16 protein-coding genes are annotated in these 17,971 nt (G+C 69.7%); 5 read left to right on the plus strand and 11 right to left on the minus strand.

Annotation, left to right across the window (positions count from 1 at the left end; all coding sequences use genetic code 11):
- Positions 1–53 precede the first annotated feature (53 nt).
- A complete protein-coding gene (gene rpmF / locus HHL11_RS24405; RefSeq protein WP_169421151.1) occupies positions 54–236 on the minus strand; it encodes a 50S ribosomal protein L32 in 183 nt (60 codons plus the stop codon).
- 152 nt (positions 237–388) lie between these two features.
- On the minus strand, positions 389–937 hold the full coding sequence (locus tag HHL11_RS24410; RefSeq protein ID WP_169421152.1) for a YceD family protein: 549 nt from the start codon (positions 935–937) through the stop codon (positions 389–391).
- Positions 938–963: 26 nt separating this feature from the next.
- Here HHL11_RS24410 and HHL11_RS24415 point away from each other — a divergent pair, with 26 nt between their 5' ends.
- Entirely contained in the window at positions 964–1,569 is a 606-nt protein-coding gene (locus HHL11_RS24415) for a Maf family nucleotide pyrophosphatase (protein WP_169421153.1), read from the plus strand.
- Entirely contained in the window at positions 1,569–2,324 is a 756-nt protein-coding gene (locus HHL11_RS24420) for an SAM-dependent methyltransferase (RefSeq protein WP_169421154.1), read from the plus strand. Before HHL11_RS24415 ends, HHL11_RS24420 begins: the two co-directional genes overlap by 1 nt.
- 45 nt (positions 2,325–2,369) lie before the next feature.
- Here the strand turns inward: HHL11_RS24420 and HHL11_RS24425 are convergent, their stop codons facing one another.
- From HHL11_RS24425 to HHL11_RS24440, 4 genes are read right to left on the minus strand one after another with little or no spacing between them, the layout of a single operon-like run.
- On the minus strand, positions 2,370–3,389 hold the full coding sequence (locus tag HHL11_RS24425; protein ID WP_169421155.1) for a S49 family peptidase: 1,020 nt from the start codon (positions 3,387–3,389) through the stop codon (positions 2,370–2,372).
- 1 nt (position 3,390) lies between these two features.
- Positions 3,391–3,759: a Rieske (2Fe-2S) protein gene (locus HHL11_RS24430; RefSeq protein WP_205964541.1), complete on the minus strand. Its 369-nt coding sequence runs from the start codon at positions 3,757–3,759 to the stop codon at positions 3,391–3,393.
- Positions 3,759–4,427, minus strand: coding sequence for an HAD family hydrolase (locus HHL11_RS24435; RefSeq protein WP_169421156.1), 669 nt, complete (start codon positions 4,425–4,427; stop codon positions 3,759–3,761). Before HHL11_RS24435 ends, HHL11_RS24430 begins: the two co-directional genes overlap by 1 nt.
- Positions 4,399–5,388 carry an RluA family pseudouridine synthase gene (locus HHL11_RS24440; RefSeq protein ID WP_342593266.1) on the minus strand — a complete coding sequence of 330 codons (990 nt, stop codon included), beginning with the start codon at positions 5,386–5,388 and terminating at the stop codon, positions 4,399–4,401. The genes HHL11_RS24435 and HHL11_RS24440 overlap by 29 nt, the downstream gene beginning before the upstream one ends.
- Before the next feature lie 511 nt (positions 5,389–5,899).
- On the opposite strand from HHL11_RS24440, the gene HHL11_RS24445 reads away from it, so the two are divergent.
- Both HHL11_RS24445 and HHL11_RS24450 read left to right on the plus strand, forming a co-directional pair.
- Complete coding sequence (locus HHL11_RS24445) at positions 5,900–9,100, plus strand: Rne/Rng family ribonuclease (RefSeq protein ID WP_169421157.1); 3,201 nt, start codon at positions 5,900–5,902, stop codon at positions 9,098–9,100.
- A gap of 202 nt (positions 9,101–9,302) precedes the next feature.
- Positions 9,303–9,707, plus strand: coding sequence for a hypothetical protein (locus tag HHL11_RS24450; protein WP_169421158.1), 405 nt, complete (start codon positions 9,303–9,305; stop codon positions 9,705–9,707).
- 73 nt (positions 9,708–9,780) lie between these two features.
- On the opposite strand, the gene HHL11_RS24455 is transcribed toward HHL11_RS24450, so the two are convergent.
- Genes HHL11_RS24455 through hemC form a run of 4 tightly spaced genes read right to left on the minus strand, consistent with a single transcriptional unit; the run spans position 9,781 to position 13,797 of the window.
- Positions 9,781–11,034, minus strand: a complete 1,254-nt coding sequence (locus HHL11_RS24455) for a heme biosynthesis protein HemY (RefSeq protein WP_169421159.1) — start codon at positions 11,032–11,034, stop codon at positions 9,781–9,783.
- A 10-nt stretch (positions 11,035–11,044) separates the two neighbouring features.
- Positions 11,045–12,130 carry a uroporphyrinogen-III C-methyltransferase gene (locus HHL11_RS24460; protein ID WP_169421160.1) on the minus strand — a complete coding sequence of 362 codons (1,086 nt, stop codon included), beginning with the start codon at positions 12,128–12,130 and terminating at the stop codon, positions 11,045–11,047.
- Positions 12,127–12,885, minus strand: a complete 759-nt coding sequence (locus tag HHL11_RS24465) for a uroporphyrinogen-III synthase (RefSeq protein ID WP_169421161.1) — start codon at positions 12,883–12,885, stop codon at positions 12,127–12,129. Before HHL11_RS24465 ends, HHL11_RS24460 begins: the two co-directional genes overlap by 4 nt.
- A gap of 9 nt (positions 12,886–12,894) precedes the next feature.
- Positions 12,895–13,797: a hydroxymethylbilane synthase gene (gene hemC / locus HHL11_RS24470; RefSeq protein ID WP_169421162.1), complete on the minus strand. Its 903-nt coding sequence runs from the start codon at positions 13,795–13,797 to the stop codon at positions 12,895–12,897.
- Between the two features lie 74 nt (positions 13,798–13,871).
- On the opposite strand from hemC, the gene ppc reads away from it, so the two are divergent.
- Positions 13,872–16,676: a phosphoenolpyruvate carboxylase gene (gene ppc, locus HHL11_RS24475; RefSeq protein WP_169421163.1), complete on the plus strand. Its 2,805-nt coding sequence runs from the start codon at positions 13,872–13,874 to the stop codon at positions 16,674–16,676.
- A gap of 133 nt (positions 16,677–16,809) precedes the next feature.
- Here ppc and HHL11_RS24480 read toward each other — a convergent pair whose 3' ends face one another.
- A complete protein-coding gene (locus tag HHL11_RS24480) occupies positions 16,810–17,958 on the minus strand; it encodes an AI-2E family transporter (protein ID WP_240980377.1) in 1,149 nt (382 codons plus the stop codon).
- Positions 17,959–17,971: the final 13 nt, after the last annotated feature.

Here is a 17,971-nt window from a genome sequence, read left to right on the forward strand (position 1 = left end):
ACAAAGGCCCGGACGCGCGTCGGCGCAGCCGGGCCTCGTGCCATGCAAGACGATCAGGCGTCGTTCTTGGTCTTCACGACCTTGCGGCCGCGATAGAAGCCCGTGGGGCTGATGTGGTGGCGCAGGTGGGTTTCGCCGGTGGTCGGCTCCACGGCGATGCCGGGCACGTTCAGCGCGTTGTGCGAACGGTGCATGCCGCGCTTGGAAGGCGACTTCTTGTTTTGCTGGACAGCCATGTCGGGCTCCTGGATTCAGCCGGCAACCTTGCAAAGGCAGCCAGGGGTTGATGGGTTGGACGAAACGCGAGACGGCATTTTCGGGTGCATGCCGCAAAGCATACCCCGCCCATCTGGCGCGAAGCCCACGATTATAGCCCAAAGCCGTGTTCCTAGCCTTTGCCGCCCGTCTTGAGCCGTCCCAGCACAGCGAACGGGTTCTCTTTCTCGGCGCCCGCCGCTTCGAACGCGGGATCGACCGCGGTCATTTTCACGGGCTGCGGGCAGACCTCGTGCCGCGGCGCCACCGGCGTTTCCATCAGCAGTTCGTCCTCCACCAGTTCCGCCAGGTTGAAGCTGCGGCTGAGCGCCAGCAGGTCTTCCTCGGCTTCATCGTCCTCCGCGGCGGCGGTGGCCTCGTCGGCGACGAAACGGAAGGAGCGGTCCACGTCCAGCGGCACGTCCACCGGGGTCAGGCAGCGCTGGCAGATGAGCGGGAGGGTGGCGTCCGCCGCCAGGTGCACCCAGATCTCGGGCTGCACGTGGTTGGCGTTGTGCATTTCGCCGCGTGCCTTCCAGCGCACGTGGCGCTCGGCGCCGGCGCCGCTGGTTTCGGCCAGCAGGCGCGGGTAACGTGTGAGGGGGTCGTCAGCGGCGAGTTCGGCGCCTTCCTCGGCGAAGCGGCGCACGTCGAGGCGCTGCGGGTCGAAGTCCTTGGCCATGAATCCAGTGTAAGAGAATGCGGGCCATGTCGACGCCGCTCCGTAACTCAGCCACGCGCCCGCTGGTGCTTGGCTCCACTTCCGTCTACCGCCGCGAACTGCTGTCCCGCCTGCGCCTGCCCTTCTCCGTGGAGCCGCCCCACGTCGACGAAACGCCGCTTCCGGGCGAGCAGCCCGAAGCCCTGGCCCGGCGCCTCGCCGAGGCCAAATGCGCCGCGGTGGCGAAGCGTCATCCGGGCGCGGTCGTGATCGGCTCCGACCAGGTCGCGGACCTGGATGGCGAAGCGCTGGGCAAGCCGGGCAACCATGCGAATGCGCTGACGCAGCTCTCGCGCATGAGCGGGCGCACCGTGGTCTTCCATACGGCACTGGCCGTGATGTGCGAGGAAACCGGCTTCGCGCAGCAGGACCTGGCGCCGGTGCGGGTGCGTTTCCGCGCGCTGGAGACTTCCGAGATCGAGGCCTACCTGCGCGCCGAGCAGCCCTACGACTGCGCGGGCAGCGCCAAGAGCGAAGCGCTGGGCATCGCACTGCTGGATTCCATCGACAGCGACGATCCGACGGCGCTGGTCGGCCTGCCCCTCATCCGCACCTGCCGCATGTTGCGTGCGGCAGGCCTGCGGCCGTTCTGATGGGCCGGCTCTACCTGGTTCCGGCGCCGCTGGATTTCGGCTGCGCCGAGGCGGTGCCGCTGGTCTCGGTGCTGCCGGAAGGCACGATCGCCGTTGCCGCGTCGCTGACGCACTGGATCTGCGAGAACGCCAAGACGACGCGCGCCTTCCTCAAGCGCGTGGGCGAGGTGAAGCCGCTCGCCCTGCCCTTGCAGCAGCAGGTGATCCAGGAGTTGCCGCGCGAGGTGCACAAGAAGGGCGACCACGGACCGGCCTCGTTCGACGCCAAGCCCTGGCTCGCGGCGGCGCGCGAGGGGCACGACATCGGCTTGCTGAGCGAAGCGGGCATGCCGGCGATTGCGGACCCCGGATCTTCGGTCGTGCGAGCCGCACATGACCTGGGCTTGCAGGTGGTGCCGCTGGTGGGGCCGGTGTCGCTGCTGCTGGCGCTGGCTGCCAGCGGTCTCAACGGCCAGAACTTCGCTTTTGTCGGCTACCTGCCGCAGGACGCCGCTGCAAGGGCGCAGCGGCTGAAGGAACTGGAAGCGCTGGCCCTGCGGACCGGCCAGTCGCAGATCTTCATCGAGACGCCCTATCGCAACCAGGCGGTGTGGCAGGGGATGCTGCAAGCCTTGAAGCCTGCGACGCGCATTGCGTTTGCCAGTGGGCTGACCCTGCCTTCAGCGCAATGCCGGAGTGCGGCGGTCGCGGCTTGGAAACAGCAGGCCGTGCCGGTCAGCAACGACACTCCCGCTGTTTTCATCATCGGCATGTAGGCTGGGTTCGCGCAGCGACCCCAGCATCGCCACGCCGGCAAGCGTTCAGCGAAGAGACGGAACGATGCTCAACGCGTGCACGGCACCTTCGCCAATCGAAGCGCCGAACTTCTTGGCCAGCCGCTCCGCCACATTCTCGCGGCGGGTGTAGTCCACCAGGTCTTCGGCATGGACGACCTCGCGGGCGACGTAGTCCAGGCTCCCCAGCTGGTCGGCCAGGCCCAGTTCCACGGCTTGCTGGCCGGTCCAGAACAGGCCGCTGAACAGCTCCGGCGTCTCCTTCAGGCGCTTGCCGCGGCCGGTCTTCACGACGTCGATGAACTGGCGGTGCACCTGGTTCAGCATTTCCTGCGCATGTTCGCGATGGCGCTCGGTCTGCGGGCTGAAGGGATCGAGGAAGCCCTTGTTCTCGCCGGCGGTGAGCAGGCGGCGTTCGACGCCCAGCTTGTCCATCAGGCCGACGAAGCCGAAGCCTTCCATCAGCACGCCGATGCTGCCGACGATGCTGGCCTTGTCCACGAAGATGCGGTCGGCCGACACGGCGATGTAGTAGGCCGCGGAGGCGCAAGACTCTTCCACCACGGCGTACAGCGGCTTCTTGTACTTGGCCTTCAGCCGCCGCAGTTCGTCGTTGATCATGCCGGCCTGCACGGGGCTGCCGCCCGGCGAGTTGATCAGGAGCACCACGGCCTGCGAACCGGAGTCCTCGAAGGCCGCCTTGGCCGCAGCGAGGATGAATTCGGCGCTGGCCTCCTGCTTGGGCCCGATCTCGCCCTCGATCTCGATCACCGCGGTGTGCGCCGTCGACTTGTCCGAACTGGGTGCGCCGCGATAGGTGAGCGTCCAGATCAGGAAGATGAAGAAGACCAGCCAGGCCAGCCGCACGAAGGCGCGCCAGCGGCGCGCGGTGCGCTGCTCCTCCAGCGTGGCGAACAGCAGCTTCTCCATCGTGGCGCGCTCCCAACCGGGCGGCTCCGCGCCCTTGGCAGGGGCGGGCGCGGCCGCGGCGGGCGCGGGGGCCGGTGCGGCGGGTTGGGTGTCTTCCGGGTAGCCAGGTTCGCTCATTTCAGAACTCGACAGGTTTCAAGTTGAAGGCAGTATGCCAGCGCACGACGCCGTCCCCCTCGGAGAGCTCGATGCGCACCAGGCCGCCGCGGCAGGGGCCGCCGGCACAGGCGCCGGTGTCGGGCCGGTAGGCGGCGCCGTGGGTGCCGCACAGGAGCCACTCGCCGCTGTCGTCGAAGAAGCGGTTCGGCTGCCAGTCCATCTCCATCGCCACGTGCGCGCAGCGATTGAGGTAGGCATGCACCTGGCCTTTCCAGCGCACGGCGAAGGCGCGGCAGGTCTGGCCGCCGTAGACGACGTCGAAAGGCACGGCCAGCCCGCCGTCCTGCAGGTCGGCGGAGTTGCACAGGGGCACCGGCACTTCTTCCATCAGGCGTGTTCCAGCAGCCAGGCGTGCAGCTCCGCCACCGAATGCACGATGGAGCGCGGCGCCAGCGCCTCGAAGCCGTCGATGGAGTGCGCGCCATAGCTCACGCCGATGCTGGCGCAGCCGGCGTTCAGCGCCATCTGCAGGTCGTGGGTGGTGTCGCCGATCATCAGCGTGCGCTCCGGCTCGGTGCCGAACTCGCGCATCAGCTCCTGCAGCATGCGCGGGTCGGGCTTGCCGGCGGTCTCGTCGGCGGTGCGCGAGCCGTCGAACACGCCCTGCAGCTGCGAGGTGCCCAGCACCTCGTTGAGCCCGCGGCGCGACTTGCCAGTGGCCACGACCAGCCAATGGTGGCGCCCGCGCAGGGCCTGCAGCATGGGCAGCACGCCATCGAACAGGCTCAGGTCTTCCTGGTGCGCCAGGTAATGGCGGCGGTAGTTCGCGCCCAGCTCGGGATAGCGGTCGCGCGGCACGTCCGGCGCGGCGTGCGCCAGCGCCTCGATGAGGCCCATGCCGATGACATAGGCGGCGTCCTGGTCGCTGGGCACCGTACCGCCGACGTCGGCGACGGCCTGCTGGATGCAGCGCACGATGATCTTCGTGGAATCGAAGAGCGTGCCATCCCAGTCGAAGGCGATCAGGTCAAACTGGCGCGGGCGCAGGTCGGACATGGCTCAGGAATTTCTGCAGTTCGGCGGGCAACGGGGATTGCAGGGCGATGCGCTCGCCGCTGGCGGGGTGGTCGAACTGTAACCGCCACGCGTGCAGGAACATGCGCTTGAGGCCAACCTTCTGCAAGGCCTTGTTGCGGTCGAAGTCGCCGTACTTGTCGTCGCCGGCGATCGGGTGGCCGGCGCTGGCGAGGTGGACGCGGATCTGGTGGGTGCGGCCGGTCTTGATGGTCACTTCCAGCAGGCTGTAGTCGCGCAGCGTCTCCTGGATCTTCACCAGCGTCACCGAGCGCATGCCGTCCGGGTCGTCCTTGCCGACCACCTTGACCCGCCGCTCGCCGTCGGCCAGCAGGTACTTGTGCAGGGGCTGGTCGATGACCTTCTTCGACGCCGGCCAGGCGCCGCCGACCAGGGCCAGGTAGGTCTTGCCGGTCTCGCGGCCGCGGAACTGGTCCTGCAGATGGGTCAGGGCCGAGCGCCTCTTGGCCACCAGCAGGATGCCCGAGGTCTCCCGGTCCAGCCGATGCACCAGTTCCAGGAATTTCGCCTGCGGTCGCGCCTGGCGCAGCTGTTCGATGACACCGAAACTCACCCCGCTGCCGCCATGCACGGCCACGCCGGCCGGCTTGTCGATGGCCAGCAGGTGGTCGTCTTCGAACAACACAGGGAATTCCCGGGGGGGCGCCGGTTTTTCCAGCTTTTCGGCCGCCCTTTCGGACAGCCGCACCGGCGGCAAGCGGACGACGTCGCCGGTCTCGACCCGGGTGTCGGCAGCCGCCCGGCCCTTGTTCACCCGCACCTCGCCGCTGCGGATGATCCGGTACACATGGGTCTTGGGCACGCCCTTCAGGACGCGAATGAGGAAATTGTCCAGGCGCTGCCCGGCGGACTCGTCGCCCACGGTCAGGAATTTGACTTCCGCGCTTGCAGGGGGCGGACTGCCCCCTATAATCTGTTTCACTAGCGTGACGCTGTAAGTGGTTGATTTGGCTGGCAGTTTATTCCAGCCCCAGCAACCGGCGACGCTGGAAGGTCGATGCCACCGGCATCGCAGTGCGCAGACTCCAGGCCAGAGCCTGTCGTGGCGCACGCGTTGCCGGCCCTGGGCGCGGCTGTTTCGAAACACTGAACGGAATAAATGTCCCCCAGCGTCCATCACGCTGGAGGACGGATCAAAGCGAGAACAACAGTGCTGATGGTGCTCCTCCTGGCTTTCTGGCGTTGGCTCTTGCCGGCGCCCGCCATGCAGGCTCCATGGCCCCTTGCCGGCCTTCCCCCGTCCGCGGCCTTTGCCGCGGGCCGCCGCCGCAAGCTCGCCCCCATCCCTGTGCCCTTGCGACGGTTGCTGAGCTAGAAAGCTCGCGCACGCCTGTCCGCACTCCGGCAATTCCCTCCGTTTCGAAGCACCTAGTCCGGCATTGAAGACCGCGCCTCTCACGGCGCGTTGAAAGTTTAAGGACAGGGACAACGCTATGAAGCGGATGCTGATCAACGCCACCCAGGCGGAAGAACGCCGGTTGGCCATCGTGGACGGGCAGAAACTGCTCGACTACGAAATCGAGATCGAAGGGCGCGAACAGCGCAAGGGCAACATCTACAAGGCGGTCGTGACGCGGGTCGAGCCCTCGCTCGAGGCGTGCTTCGTCGACTACGGCGAAGACCGCCACGGCTTCCTGCCGTTCAAAGAAATCTCCAAGCAGTACTTCGCCGCCGGCGTCCCGGTCTCGCAAGCGCGGATCAACGACGTCATCAAGGAAGGCCAGGAACTGCTGGTCCAGGTGGAAAAAGAGGAGCGCGGCAACAAGGGCGCGGCGCTCACCACCTTCATCTCGCTGGCCGGCCGCTACGTCGTGCTGATGCCGAACAACCCGCGCGGCGGCGGCGTCAGCCGCCGGATCGAGGGCGAAGACCGGCAGGAGCTGAAGGAGAACATGGACCAGTTGGACTATCCCAACGGGATGTCCATCATCGCCCGCACGGCCGGCATCGGCCGCAGCGCCCCGGAACTGCAGTGGGACCTGAACTACCTGCTGAAGCTGTGGACCGCCATCGAAGGCGCCAGCAAGGGCGGCAAGGGCGCCTTCCTGATCTACCAGGAGTCGAGCCTGGTGATCCGCGCGATCCGTGACTACTTCAATCACGACATCGGCGACATCCTGATCGACACCGACGACATCTACGAGCAGGCGCACCAGTTCATGGCGCACGTGATGCCGGAACATGCGCAGCGCGTGAAGCGCTACCGCGACGACGCAGCGCTGTTCAGCCGCTTCCAGATCGAGCACCAGATCGAGTCGGCCTACGCCCGCGAGGTGAAGCTGCCCAGCGGCGGCGTGATCGTCATCGACCACACCGAAGCGCTGGTGTCCATCGACGTCAACTCGGCGCGCGCCATCAAGGGCGGCGACATCGAGGAAACCGCCACCCGCACCAACCTGGAAGCCGCCGACGAAGTGGCGCGCCAGATGCGCCTGCGCGACCTGGGCGGCCTGATCGTCATCGACTTCATCGACATGGAAGAGTCGAAGAACCGCCGCGAGGTGGAGAACCGCCTGCGCGACGCCCTGCGGCAGGACCGCGCCCGCGTGCAGTTCGGCTCGATCTCCAAGTTCGGCCTGATGGAAATGAGCCGCCAGCGCCTGCGCCCGGCCCTCTCCGAAGGCGCGTCCATCCCCTGTCCGCGCTGCGGCGGCCACGGCCACATCCGCGACACGGAAAGCTCGGCGCTGCAGATCCTGCGCATCATCCAGGAAGAGTCCATGAAGGATTCGACCGCGGCGGTGCACGTGCAGGTGCCGGTGGAAGTGGCTTCCTTCCTGCTGAACGAGAAGCGCACCGAGATCGCCAAGATCGAGCTGAAGCAGCGCGTCAGCGTGCTGATGGTCCCCAACAAGACGCTGGAGACCCCCAACTACCGCCTCGAGCGGATGAAGCACGACGACCCGCGCCTCGACAACCTGAAGGCCAGCTACCACATGGCCGAGGAGATCGAGGACCCCACCGCGATCACGCGCCGCTCGCACGAGCGCGTGAACAAGCAGGAGCCGGTGATCAAGGGCGTGCTGCCGGATGCGCCGGCGCCGATGCCGGTGGCCAAGCCGCCGGTGCAGGCGCCCGTGGCCAAGGCCGCGCCGGTGCCCGCGCCGACCGCCGCACCCGCCCCTGTGGCGAAGGCCGCCGAGACCGGCTTCTTCTCCTGGCTGAAGGGCCTGCTGGGCGTGACGCCCGCGGCCGAACCGGCGCCCGCGCCGGCTCCGGCCCAGGAAGCCAAGCGTGAAGAGAAGCGCGGCGAAGGCCGCGGCGAGCGCCGCGATGGTGGCCGCCGTGGCGAAGGCCGCGGGGGTCGCGGTGGCCGCGACGAGCGTCGTGGCGAAGGCCGCCGCGAAGGCGAGCCGCGCCGCGAGCGCGAAGGCGCCGAAGCCGCCGGCCAGCGGCCGGAAGGCGGCCGCCAGCAAGGCGAAGGCCGTCGCGAACGGGGCGAACGCGGTGAGCGTGGCGAAGGCCGCGGCCAGCGCGAAGGCGGCGAGCAGCGCGAGCCGCGGGAAGCTCGCGAGCAGCGCGGCGGCCGTGAAGGTGGCCGCGAACAACGCGAAGGCCGCGAGGCCCGTGAAGGCCGCGAGCAGCGTGAACCGCGCGAGGCACGTGAGGGTCGTGAGGCACGCGAGCCGCGTGAAGGCCGTGAGCCGCGCGAAGCACGCGAGCAACGCGAACCGCGCGAAGGCCGTGAACAGCGTGAACCGCGCGAAGCCCGCGAGCAGCGTGAACCCCGCGAGCCGCGCGAAGGCCACGACCTCGAGCGCGAGCCGCGCGAGAGCCGCGACCGCTTCGAGGCCCGCCAGCGCCGCATGGCGCGCGAGGATGCCGAGGCCCGTGGCGACCAGCCGCCGCCGGAATCCGGCGCCGAGGACGTCGCGCCCGACCAGCAAGGCGAGCGCCAGCCCCGTGGCGAGCGCAGCGACCGCCGCGATGGCCGGCGTGAACGTGGCGAACGCCGCGAACGCGGCCCGCGCGAAGGCCAGCCGCAGGACGGCAGCACGATCGAGGCCGATGCGCTGGCCGGCGCCGCCGGTTCCGTCGGCGCGGTGACGGAATCTCCCGAAGCCATCGTGCCCCCGGGTGCGAACCCGGTACTGGAGTCGCACACGCACTTCGACGACAGCCGCCCGGCCCCGGAAGGCGCCGACGGCGAAGCCCGGCGCGAGCGCGGCGACCGCCGCTCCCGCGACCGCTACGGCCGTGACCGCCGCGAACGTGGCGAGCGCAGTGAGCGTCCGGCGGCCGACGTGCCGGTGGGCGCCGAAGTCTCGGCCGCCGAGCAGGAAGTGTTCGCGGGCCACGCCCAGCGGCCCGAGGAGCACCATGCCGTGCACACCGAGGTGCGCAAGGAAGCAAAGCAAGAAGCTCCCAGCGCCGCCGCCAGCCGCAACAAGATGCCGCGCGTGCAGTCCTTCCAGCTGCCCGTCGCCGACCTGCAGAACGTCGCGGAAGGCTCGGGCCTGCAGTGGGTGCTGTCGGATGCGGACAAGATCGCCGCCGCCCAGGCCGCGATCGCCGCCGAGCCGAAGCCGGTGCACGTGCCGCGCGAGCGCCCGCCGGCGGTGGTGGCCGACGAAGGCCCGCTGGTGCTGGTGGAAACCCGCCGCGACCTGCGCAACCTGCAGTTGCCCTTCTAAGGCGCGCTGCCCCGGAGAAAGCCCCAGCCTGCCGGCCGGGGCTTTTTTCTTTTCAGGTCTGCTTTTCGCCGCGATCGGCACTTTGCGCCTGGTCAAGGAAAGTGCCGGAACCCCAGCCGTTCCTTCCGGGTCCATCCAGGGAAGACTCCTGCCGGGCATGCAGCACCGCCCGGTCCCTCCCACTCCCACCAAGGACCGACCGATGACCGCTGTGCAACACGGCAGGCTGGGCCCTGCCCGCCTGCGTGACAACCTGGACTTCGACGCGAATGCCGTCCAGGCCTTCTTCATGGGCGACGACCGGGGCTACCTCGAGGCGCGCGTGTCCTTCATCGAACAGACCGCCGAACTGCTGTTCGACCTGCAGGTCGCGCAAGAAGCGTGGCAGCGGCAGTGGCCGCACCTGCAGCCATATGAAAGGAAGCGCGCCCGGCTCATCGCCTTCGAGATCGGCCGCTCCGCGGGGCTGGTCGGCGCCAACCGGCTGGCCGCGCATTGCCGCGTGCTGCGCGACTTCCCGGACGGCGCCGAACTGCGGCCGTGGGTCGACGCGGCTTTGCAGGCGCTGCGTGATTTCGTCGCGGAGAGCGAGCTTTTGACCTCGTGACCTCATGCGGGGTGTGCAGCTCGCTGCGCACCGCGCGATGCTGCAACGTCATGGCAGGTGCGCAGCGGAGAGCCTACTCCCCCGCCGCCCGCTTCCACGCCAGCGCCGCCGCCTGGCCGTCTTCGCGCTGTTCCGCGAGTTCGGCCAGGGCACGCCAGGCATTGCGGTGCAGACCCGGGTCCTGCAGGCCCAGGGCGGCTTGCGTCAGCAGCTGCTGCGCCTTGCCCCACAGCTGGCGCTTCATGCAGGCCATGCCGGCCAGGTATTGCAGCGTGGCATCACGCGGATTCGACTTCTGCGCGCTCTCGATGCGGGCCAGCCAGGTGCCATCCAGCGAATCGAGCGCCTCTTCCAGCGCGCACGCCAGCTTGACCTGCAGGGCCTCGCCCAGCGCGCCCTGCGCTTCCCACACGGGCAGCAGCCAGTCGCGCGCCTGCTCCGGGTCGCCGCGCAGCGCCAGCAGCCGCTGCGAGGCATGGATCGCCACTTCGGGAATCGTGCGCTCGCTTGCTTCCAGCGAAGCGAAGGCTCGCTGCAACTGCGCGACGTCGTAGGCGCCGTTCAGCAGGTCGATGGCCAGCCCGCGCACGATGCTGCGCGCGGCCACCGGCGAGAAGGCATGGTGCTTGGCCAGCAGGCGCGCGGTCTCCATCGCCTCGCGCGTCTGGCCGGCCTGGCGCGAAGCCTTGAGCCGGGTCCGCAGCGACAGCGTGCGGCGCGCCGCGCCCACGGGCAGGTCTTTCAGCCATTGCATCGCGGCGTCGGGCTCGCGGTCGTCCAGCGACCAGCGCGCCGCGCGCACCAGCGCGCCTTCGCGCGTCTCCTGCGCTTCGCGCGCAGCGGCCTGTTCCAGCGCCAGCTTCAGGTGTTCCTCGCGGCCGGCGCGGTCCTGCAGCGCATGGGCGCTTTCGGCCGCCAGCAGGTGGGCGATGGCCCGCAGCTGTCCCGCGTTGGCCGATTTCTGTCCCGCCACTTCGAGCGCGTCTTCCTGCTGCAGCACCGCCTCGGCCGACTTGCGCGCGCGGATGAAGCGCCCCGCCAGCATGTGCGACAGCGCGTCCAGCAGCGCCGCGTGCATGCTGCGCTCCTTCTGCTGCGTGCGCCAGCGCAACGCCTGGCGCGGCAAGTCGAACAGGGCGGCCAGCGCGCGCAGCGCCGCGTGCACGAACACGAAGGCCGCCACCAGCAGCAGCACCACGAGATTCAGCGAGACATCGACCCGGTAGGGCGGCCAGAACACGGTGACCGTGCCCTGGTTGTTGCCGGCGAACAGGGCGCCGGCGACGGCAATGCCGAAGAGGGCCAGCAGCCAGAGCGTGGCGCGCATGCGGCTGCCCCTACTTGCCGGCCGCGGCGGTGGCCAGCGCTGCCAGGGTTTCGTCGATGCGCGGCACTTCGGCCGTGCGCACGCCCGCCTGCACCTGCTGCAGCTGCGTGGCCGCCGCCTGGGTGCGGCGCGAGGCCGGGTCGAAGAAGCGGAACAGCGCCGCGTTGGCGGCGGCGATGTCCGCGCGCGCCGCTTCGTTCTGCCGCGCCAGCAGCGACAGCCGCGCGTTCAGCAATTTCAGCTTGAGGTTCTCGCGCAGGAAGAAGCCCTGCTCCGGCGCCAGCAGCATCGCGTCCGGCTGGTCGATGCGGCTCACGCGCACCAGGCCGCGCGCCTCTTCCAGCACGTTGTCGCGCCAGCGCACCCACCATTGCGCGGCGGCCGACGCCGGCGGCGGCGCGGGCGGCTTGCGCTTGGCATTGTCGGCAGCCGGCAGGGCCGGCACGGCGTTGGCGAGCGGCAGGTCGTCCACCTGGCGCACCAGTTCGTCGATGCGGGCCAGCACGCCGGGCACGTCGGTGACGCTGGCGGCGCGCAGGCGCGTGATGTCGCGGCCGATCGCGGCCTGCAGGCGCGCCAGGCGCGGCTGGGCGGCCCGCATCAGGCGCGCGTCGGCGGTCTGCAGCGCGCCCAGCAGCGGTTCGACGCTGCCGGTCAGCTGGGCCTGCTGCTGCGCCAGCCGCAGGGCCGATTCGATGTCCACCACCAGGTTCTCGTCGCGCGAACGCGACAGGCTCTGCATCAGCTCTTCCAGCTGCGTGCGCTGCAGGGCGACCTCGCTCACGCGCGAATCGAGCACCACCTGGCGGGCGGCGGTGTCGCGGGCGATGTCCTGCGCCTGGCGGGCCAGCGCGCGCGCCTCGATCGCGTTGGCGCCAGTGTCGGCGCTCTGGCGGGCGAGCTGCTCCTGGATGTTGGCCAGCTTCTGCCACAGCAGGAAACTGGAAAGCAGCGCGATGCCGGCCAGCAGCACCAGCACGACCAGCGCCGCGCGCGTGAAGGGGCTCGCGGCACTGGCGGGGGCGGCGCCGACCCTGGCCGCCACGGGCAGCGCGGGCGGCAGCTCGGGCGGAGGCATCTCGGGCGTCGAACTCATCGGCTCGATTCTATCGAGGCCATCACCTCGGCGAGTGCGGGCCGGCTTTCCTGCACGTAACCAAAACCCAGCACGCGCACGGCCGCCGCGATGCGCGGGTGCGTGACCAGCGCGCGCGCGGCCGCCCAGTCCTGCGCGGGCAGCAGCTCGCCCAGGTTGGCCGCCGCTTCCGAGCTGCTGAACAGCCACAGCGAGCCGTCACCAGAAGCCTGGCGCGCCACATCCTGCTCGGCCACGGACCAGGCCGGCAGGCCGCGCGCATAGGCCGCGACCTCGTCGACCTGCACGCCGGCGGCGGCCAGCTGCTGCGCCAACCAGTCGCGGCCGCGCGATCGCCCATCGGCGCCCGCGCCGCGCACCAGCAGCAGGCGCTGGCTGCGTTGCAACTGGCCTTGCACGCGATCCCAGAGGCTTTCGGAATCGAATTGGGGCGCGTCCTCGGCCGGCGCATCGATCGCGTCGAAGGGCACGCCGGAGCGCAGCAGCAGCTCGCGCGTGGCCGGCCCGGGCGCCCAGGCGCGCACGCCGCGCGGCCAGGCCATGCCCTCGGCCAGCAGGCCCTGCACCGCATTGCCGCTGACGAACATCACGGCCGCGTACTGCGCCAGCGCCGCGCGCGCCGCGTCCAGCGCTTGCGGATCGGGCGCAGGGTGGATGGCCATCAGCGGCAGCGCGACGGCCTCATGGCCGCACGCGCGCAGTTGTTGCACCCAGCGCGCCGCCTCCTGCGCCGGCCGGGTGACGACGATGCGCATGGACGGGTGTCAGTGCGCGCCGGCGGCGCGCAACTTGGCCGCGACCGCCGTACCCAGCGCCGCCGCCTGCTCCAGGTCCGCGATCACGTCGGCGGAACGCACGCGCACGAGCTTGCCCGCCTGCTCGGGGTCGCCCCAGGCCGCTTCGAGCTGCAGGTATTCGCCATCGAAACGGGCGTGGGCGGCCAGCGGCATCGAGCAGCTGCCACCCATGGCGCGGCTCACGGCCCGTTCGGCCGCCACGCACAACCAGGTGGCGTGATGCTCCAGCGGCGCCAGCGCCTCGATGACGTCGCGGCGCCCGGAGCGCACCTCAATGCCCAGCGCGCCCTGCCCGGCGGACGGCAACATCTCCGAGGGCTCGAAGACCTGGCGGATGCGGTGGTCCAGGCCGAGTCGCTTGAGGCCGGCCCTGGCCAGGACGATGGCGTCGTAGTTGCCTTCGTCCAGCTTGCGCAGCCGCGTCTCGACGTTGCCGCGCAGCGGCTCGATCTGCAGGTCCGGCCGCAGCGCGCGCAGCAGCACCAGGCGGCGCAGGGCGGAGGTGCCGACTTTGGCGCCCTGCGGCAGGTCGGCGAGCCGCGCGTACTGGTTGGAGACGAAGGCATCGCGCGGGTCCTCGCGCTCCATGACGCAGGCCAGCGCGAAACCCTCGGGCAGTTCCATCGGCACGTCCTTCAGTGAGTGCACGGCGAGATCGGCGCGGCCTTCCTCGAGCGCCGTCTCGAGTTCCTTGACGAAAAGGCCCTTGCCGCCGACCTTCGACAGCGTGCGATCGAGGATCTGGTCGCCCCGGGTCGTCATGCCCAGCAGCGCCACCTGGTGGCCGCGCTGTTCGAGCAGGCCCTTGACGTGTTCGGCCTGCCAGAGGGCCAGGCGGCTTTCGCGCGTTGCGATGGTGAAGAGGCCCATGGCCGTAACCTGCTTGTAATCGGGAGGGGATGGTCGATGCTAGCATCAGCCGCATCCCCCCACAGGAGCCACGAATGCCTGCTGCGACGACGCAGCCGCCGGTGCGGCGCGCCAAGGACAACGAACGCCCATTGCTGGAGGACATCCGGCTGCTGGGCCGCATCCTCGGCGGCGTCATCCGCGAGCAGGAAGGCCCCGAGGTGTTCGACCTGGTGGAGCGCATCCGCAAGTTGAGCGTGGCGTTCCGGCGCGACGCCGACCAGGAGGCCGACCGCGCGCTGAAGTCGCTGCTGAAGTCGCTGTCGGGGGACGAGGCCATGCGCGTGATCCGCGCCTTCACCTACTTCAGCCACCTGGCCAACCTGGCCGAGGACCGCCACCACATCCGCCGCCGCCAGGTGCACGAGCGCGCCGGCGACACGCAGGAAGGCAGCATCGAAGTGGCGCTGGCCCGCCTGCGCTGGGCCGGCATCAACGCGCGCACCGTCTCGCAGACCCTGGCCCACAGCTACCTGTCGCCCGTGCTCACGGCGCACCCGACCGAGGTGCAGCGCAAGAGCATCCTCGATGCCGAGCGCGACATCGCGCGGCTGCTGACGGAACGCGACGAGATCAAGGCGCGCGCCCTGCCCCGCGACGCGCTGGCGCCGCGCGAACTCGCCAACAACGAGGCGCAGATCCGCGCCCGCGTAATGCAGCTGTGGCAGACGCGCCTGCTGCGCTTCACCAAGCTGACGGTGGCCGACGAAGTGGAGACCGCCCTCTCCTACTACGAAGCCACCTTCCTGCGCGAGATCCCGAAGCTCTATCACCAGCTGGAAGAGGAACTGGGCCAGCACCATCCGGTGGCCAGCTTCCTGCGCATGGGGCAATGGATAGGCGGCGACCGCGACGGCAACCCCAACGTGAGCGCCCAGACCCTGGACTATGCGTTGCGCCGCCAGTGCGAAGTGGCGCTGCGCCACTACCTCACCGAGCTGTTCTGGCTGGGCACCGAACTGTCGCAATCGGCCACCCTGGTGCCGGTGACGCCGGCGATGAAGGCGCTGGCGGAGAGCTCGCCCGATACCAACGAACACCGGCTCGACGAACCGTATCGGCGCGCAGTGAACTGGATGTATTCGCGCCTGTCCGCCACCTTGAAGGACTTCACCGGCGGCGACGCGGCGCGCCACGTGCTGCCGCCGCAGCAGCCTTACCCGAGCGCGGAGGAATTCCTGGGCGACCTGCGCATCCTGCGCGACTCGCTGCTGGCCAGCCACGGCGCGGCGCTGGTGCAGCAGCGGCTGCATCCCTTGATCCGTGCGGTGGAAGTGTTCGGCTTCCACCTGGCCACCGTGGACCTGCGGCAAAGCTCGGACCAGCACGAGGCCGTGGTCGCGGAGCTGCTGCGCGTGGCGCGCATCGCGCCCGACTACGCGAAGCTGCCGGAACCGGCGCGGCGCGAGCTGCTGCTGCGGCTGCTGGCGGACGCCCGCGCGCTGAAGGTGCTCGGCGCCGAATACAGCGAGCTGGCGCGCAAGGAGCTCGCCATCTTCGAGATGGCGCAGGCGCTGCGCGCGCGCCTGGGCCCGCAGGCGATCCGGCACTACATCATCAGCCACACCGAGACGGTGAGCGACCTGCTGGAGGTCTTGCTCCTGCAGAAGGAAGTGGGCCTGATGCGCGGGACCATCGACGATGGCGCGATCGCCGACCTGATCGTGGTGCCGCTGTTCGAGACCATCGAGGACCTGCGCAATGCCGCGCCGATCATGCGCGAGTTCTACGCGCTGCCCGGCATCGCGAAGCTGCTGCAGCGCTCCGGCTCGGAGCAGGACATCATGCTGGGCTACAGCGACAGCAACAAGGACGGCGGCATCTTCACCAGCAACTGGGAGCTGTACCGGGCCGAGATCGCGCTGGTGGAACTGTTCGAGCAGCTGGCCAACTCGCACAACATCCAGCTGCGGCTGTTCCACGGCCGTGGCGGCACCGTGGGCCGCGGCGGCGGCCCGAGCTACCAGGCCATCCTGGCGCAGCCACCCGGCACGGTGCGCGGCCAGATCCGGCTGACCGAGCAAGGCGAGGTGATCGCCTCCAAGTACGCCAACCCCGAGATCGGCCGGCGCAACCTGGAGACCCTGGTGGCCGCCACCCTGGAAGCCACCTTGCTGCAGCCCACCAAGCCGGCGCCCAAGTCCTTCCTGCAGGCGGCCGAGGCGCTGTCGCAGGCAAGCATGAAGGCCTATCGCGGCCTCGTGTACGAGACGCCCGGCTTCGTCGACTACTTCTTCAGCGCCACGCCGATCCGCGAGATCGCGGAGCTGAACATCGGCTCGCGGCCCGCGTCGCGCAAGGCCTCGCAACGCATCGAGGACCTGCGGGCGATTCCCTGGGGCTTCAGCTGGGGCCAGTGCCGCCTGACCTTGCCGGGCTGGTTCGGCTTCGGGTCCGCGGTGGAATCCTTCGTCGCCAGCGGCGACCGCAAGGAGGCGGTGGCCTTGCTGCAGAAGATGTACCGGCACTGGCCGTTCTTCCGCACCTTGCTGTCCAACATGGACATGGTGCTGGCCAAGAGCGACCTCGCGCTGGCGTCACGGTATGCGGAACTCGTTCCCGACGCGCGCCTGCGCAAGCGCATCTTCGGCGCCATCGAGGCGGAGTGGCAACGCACCGTGGATGCATTGATCCTGGTCACCGGCGAGCGCCAGCGCCTCGCCGGCAACCCCGCCCTCGCGCGCTCGATCAAGCACCGCTTCCCCTACATCGACCCGCTGCACCACCTGCAGGTGGAGCTGGTGCGCCGCTGGCGCCAAGGCCAGGCCGACGAGCGCGAACGGCGCGGCATCCACATGGCGATCAACGGGATCGCGGCGGGCTTGCGGAATACGGGCTGAAATTCGACAGACAGAACTGCCGGACGCAAAAGACGCAAAGGTTCCGCAGAGGACGCAAAAAAATCATGGATGTTCTTTTGCGTCCTTTGCGTGCTTTCGCGCCCTTTGCGTCCGGAAGTCCGGCTGTCCGCCTTCAGTCCCCCAGCAACTCCCCCACCGGCTTCAGGTGATCGACGCGGTCGCACACTGCCTTGATCGCCATCAGGATGGGGATGCCTAGCAGCAGCCCCCACACGCCCCACAGCCAGCCCCAGGCCAGCACGCCGATGAACACGGCCACCGCGTTCATGCTGTTGGCCTTGCTGGTGGCCCAGGGCACCAGCAGGTAGCCGACGATGACGGCGATGACGGTGGCCACGCCGCCCACCAGCAAGGCGGAGCGCACGTCGCCGAATTGCAGGAAAGCCACCAGCGCCGCGCCGCCGCTGATGGCCACCGGGCCGATGTAGGGCACCAGGTTCAGCACGCCTGCCGCCACGCCCCACACCGCCGCATGGTTCAGGCCCAGCAGCGCGAAGGCGATGCCCACGACCAGGCCCTTGCCCACGCTCGCCAGCAGCTGCACCAGCAGGTAGCGCTGCATCTGCCCGTTGATCTCGTCCAGCGCCTGCACGGTCAGCTTCTTTTCGGCCAGCCCGGGGCCGGCGATCTTCACCAGCTTGCGGCGGAAGGTGTCGCCCGAGACCAGCATGAAATAAGTGAGGAAGGTGACCAGCACCGCCTGCGCCAGGCCCGTCACCAGGCCCAGCGTGCCGCTCCAGAGGTACTCGCGCAGGTCGAAACGCGGCTTCTCCACGATGACGCGCGCCACGTTGCGCGGCGGCGGCGCGGCGCTGCCGCCGCCGGCTTCCTCGGCGGCCTTCTGCAGTTCGGCCGCGGCCTGCTGCACGGTGTCCAGCGGCGTGGCCTTGGCCGTCCGGCCGCTGGTGACGCTGTCCCGCAGCTTCCGCGCGGCCTGCGGCAGCGAGGCGATGAGGTCGCTGGCGTCGTCCGACAGCGAATAGGCCGTGCCGCCAGCGCCGCCCAGGATGGCGAGGATCAGCACCGCCGCGCTCAGCGCGCGCGGCACCCGCCAGCGTTGCAGCCCGTCGACGATGGGCGACAGCGCATAGCTGAAGACGATGCCCAGCATCAACGGGATGAAGAACGCGCTGGCCCAGCGCAGCACGGCCAGGATGGCCAGCGCCGTCAGGACGACGAGCGCCGCATTGCGGACGTCCACCGGCATGTGCAGCAGCACGCGCGGCGGTTCGTCTTCGGTGGAATCAGGATCGGAACCCAAGCAGCAACAACTC

Origin of the sequence: Ramlibacter agri (assembly GCF_012927085.1) — a bacterium.
Lineage (GTDB): Bacteria > Pseudomonadota > Gammaproteobacteria > Burkholderiales > Burkholderiaceae_C > Ramlibacter > Ramlibacter agri.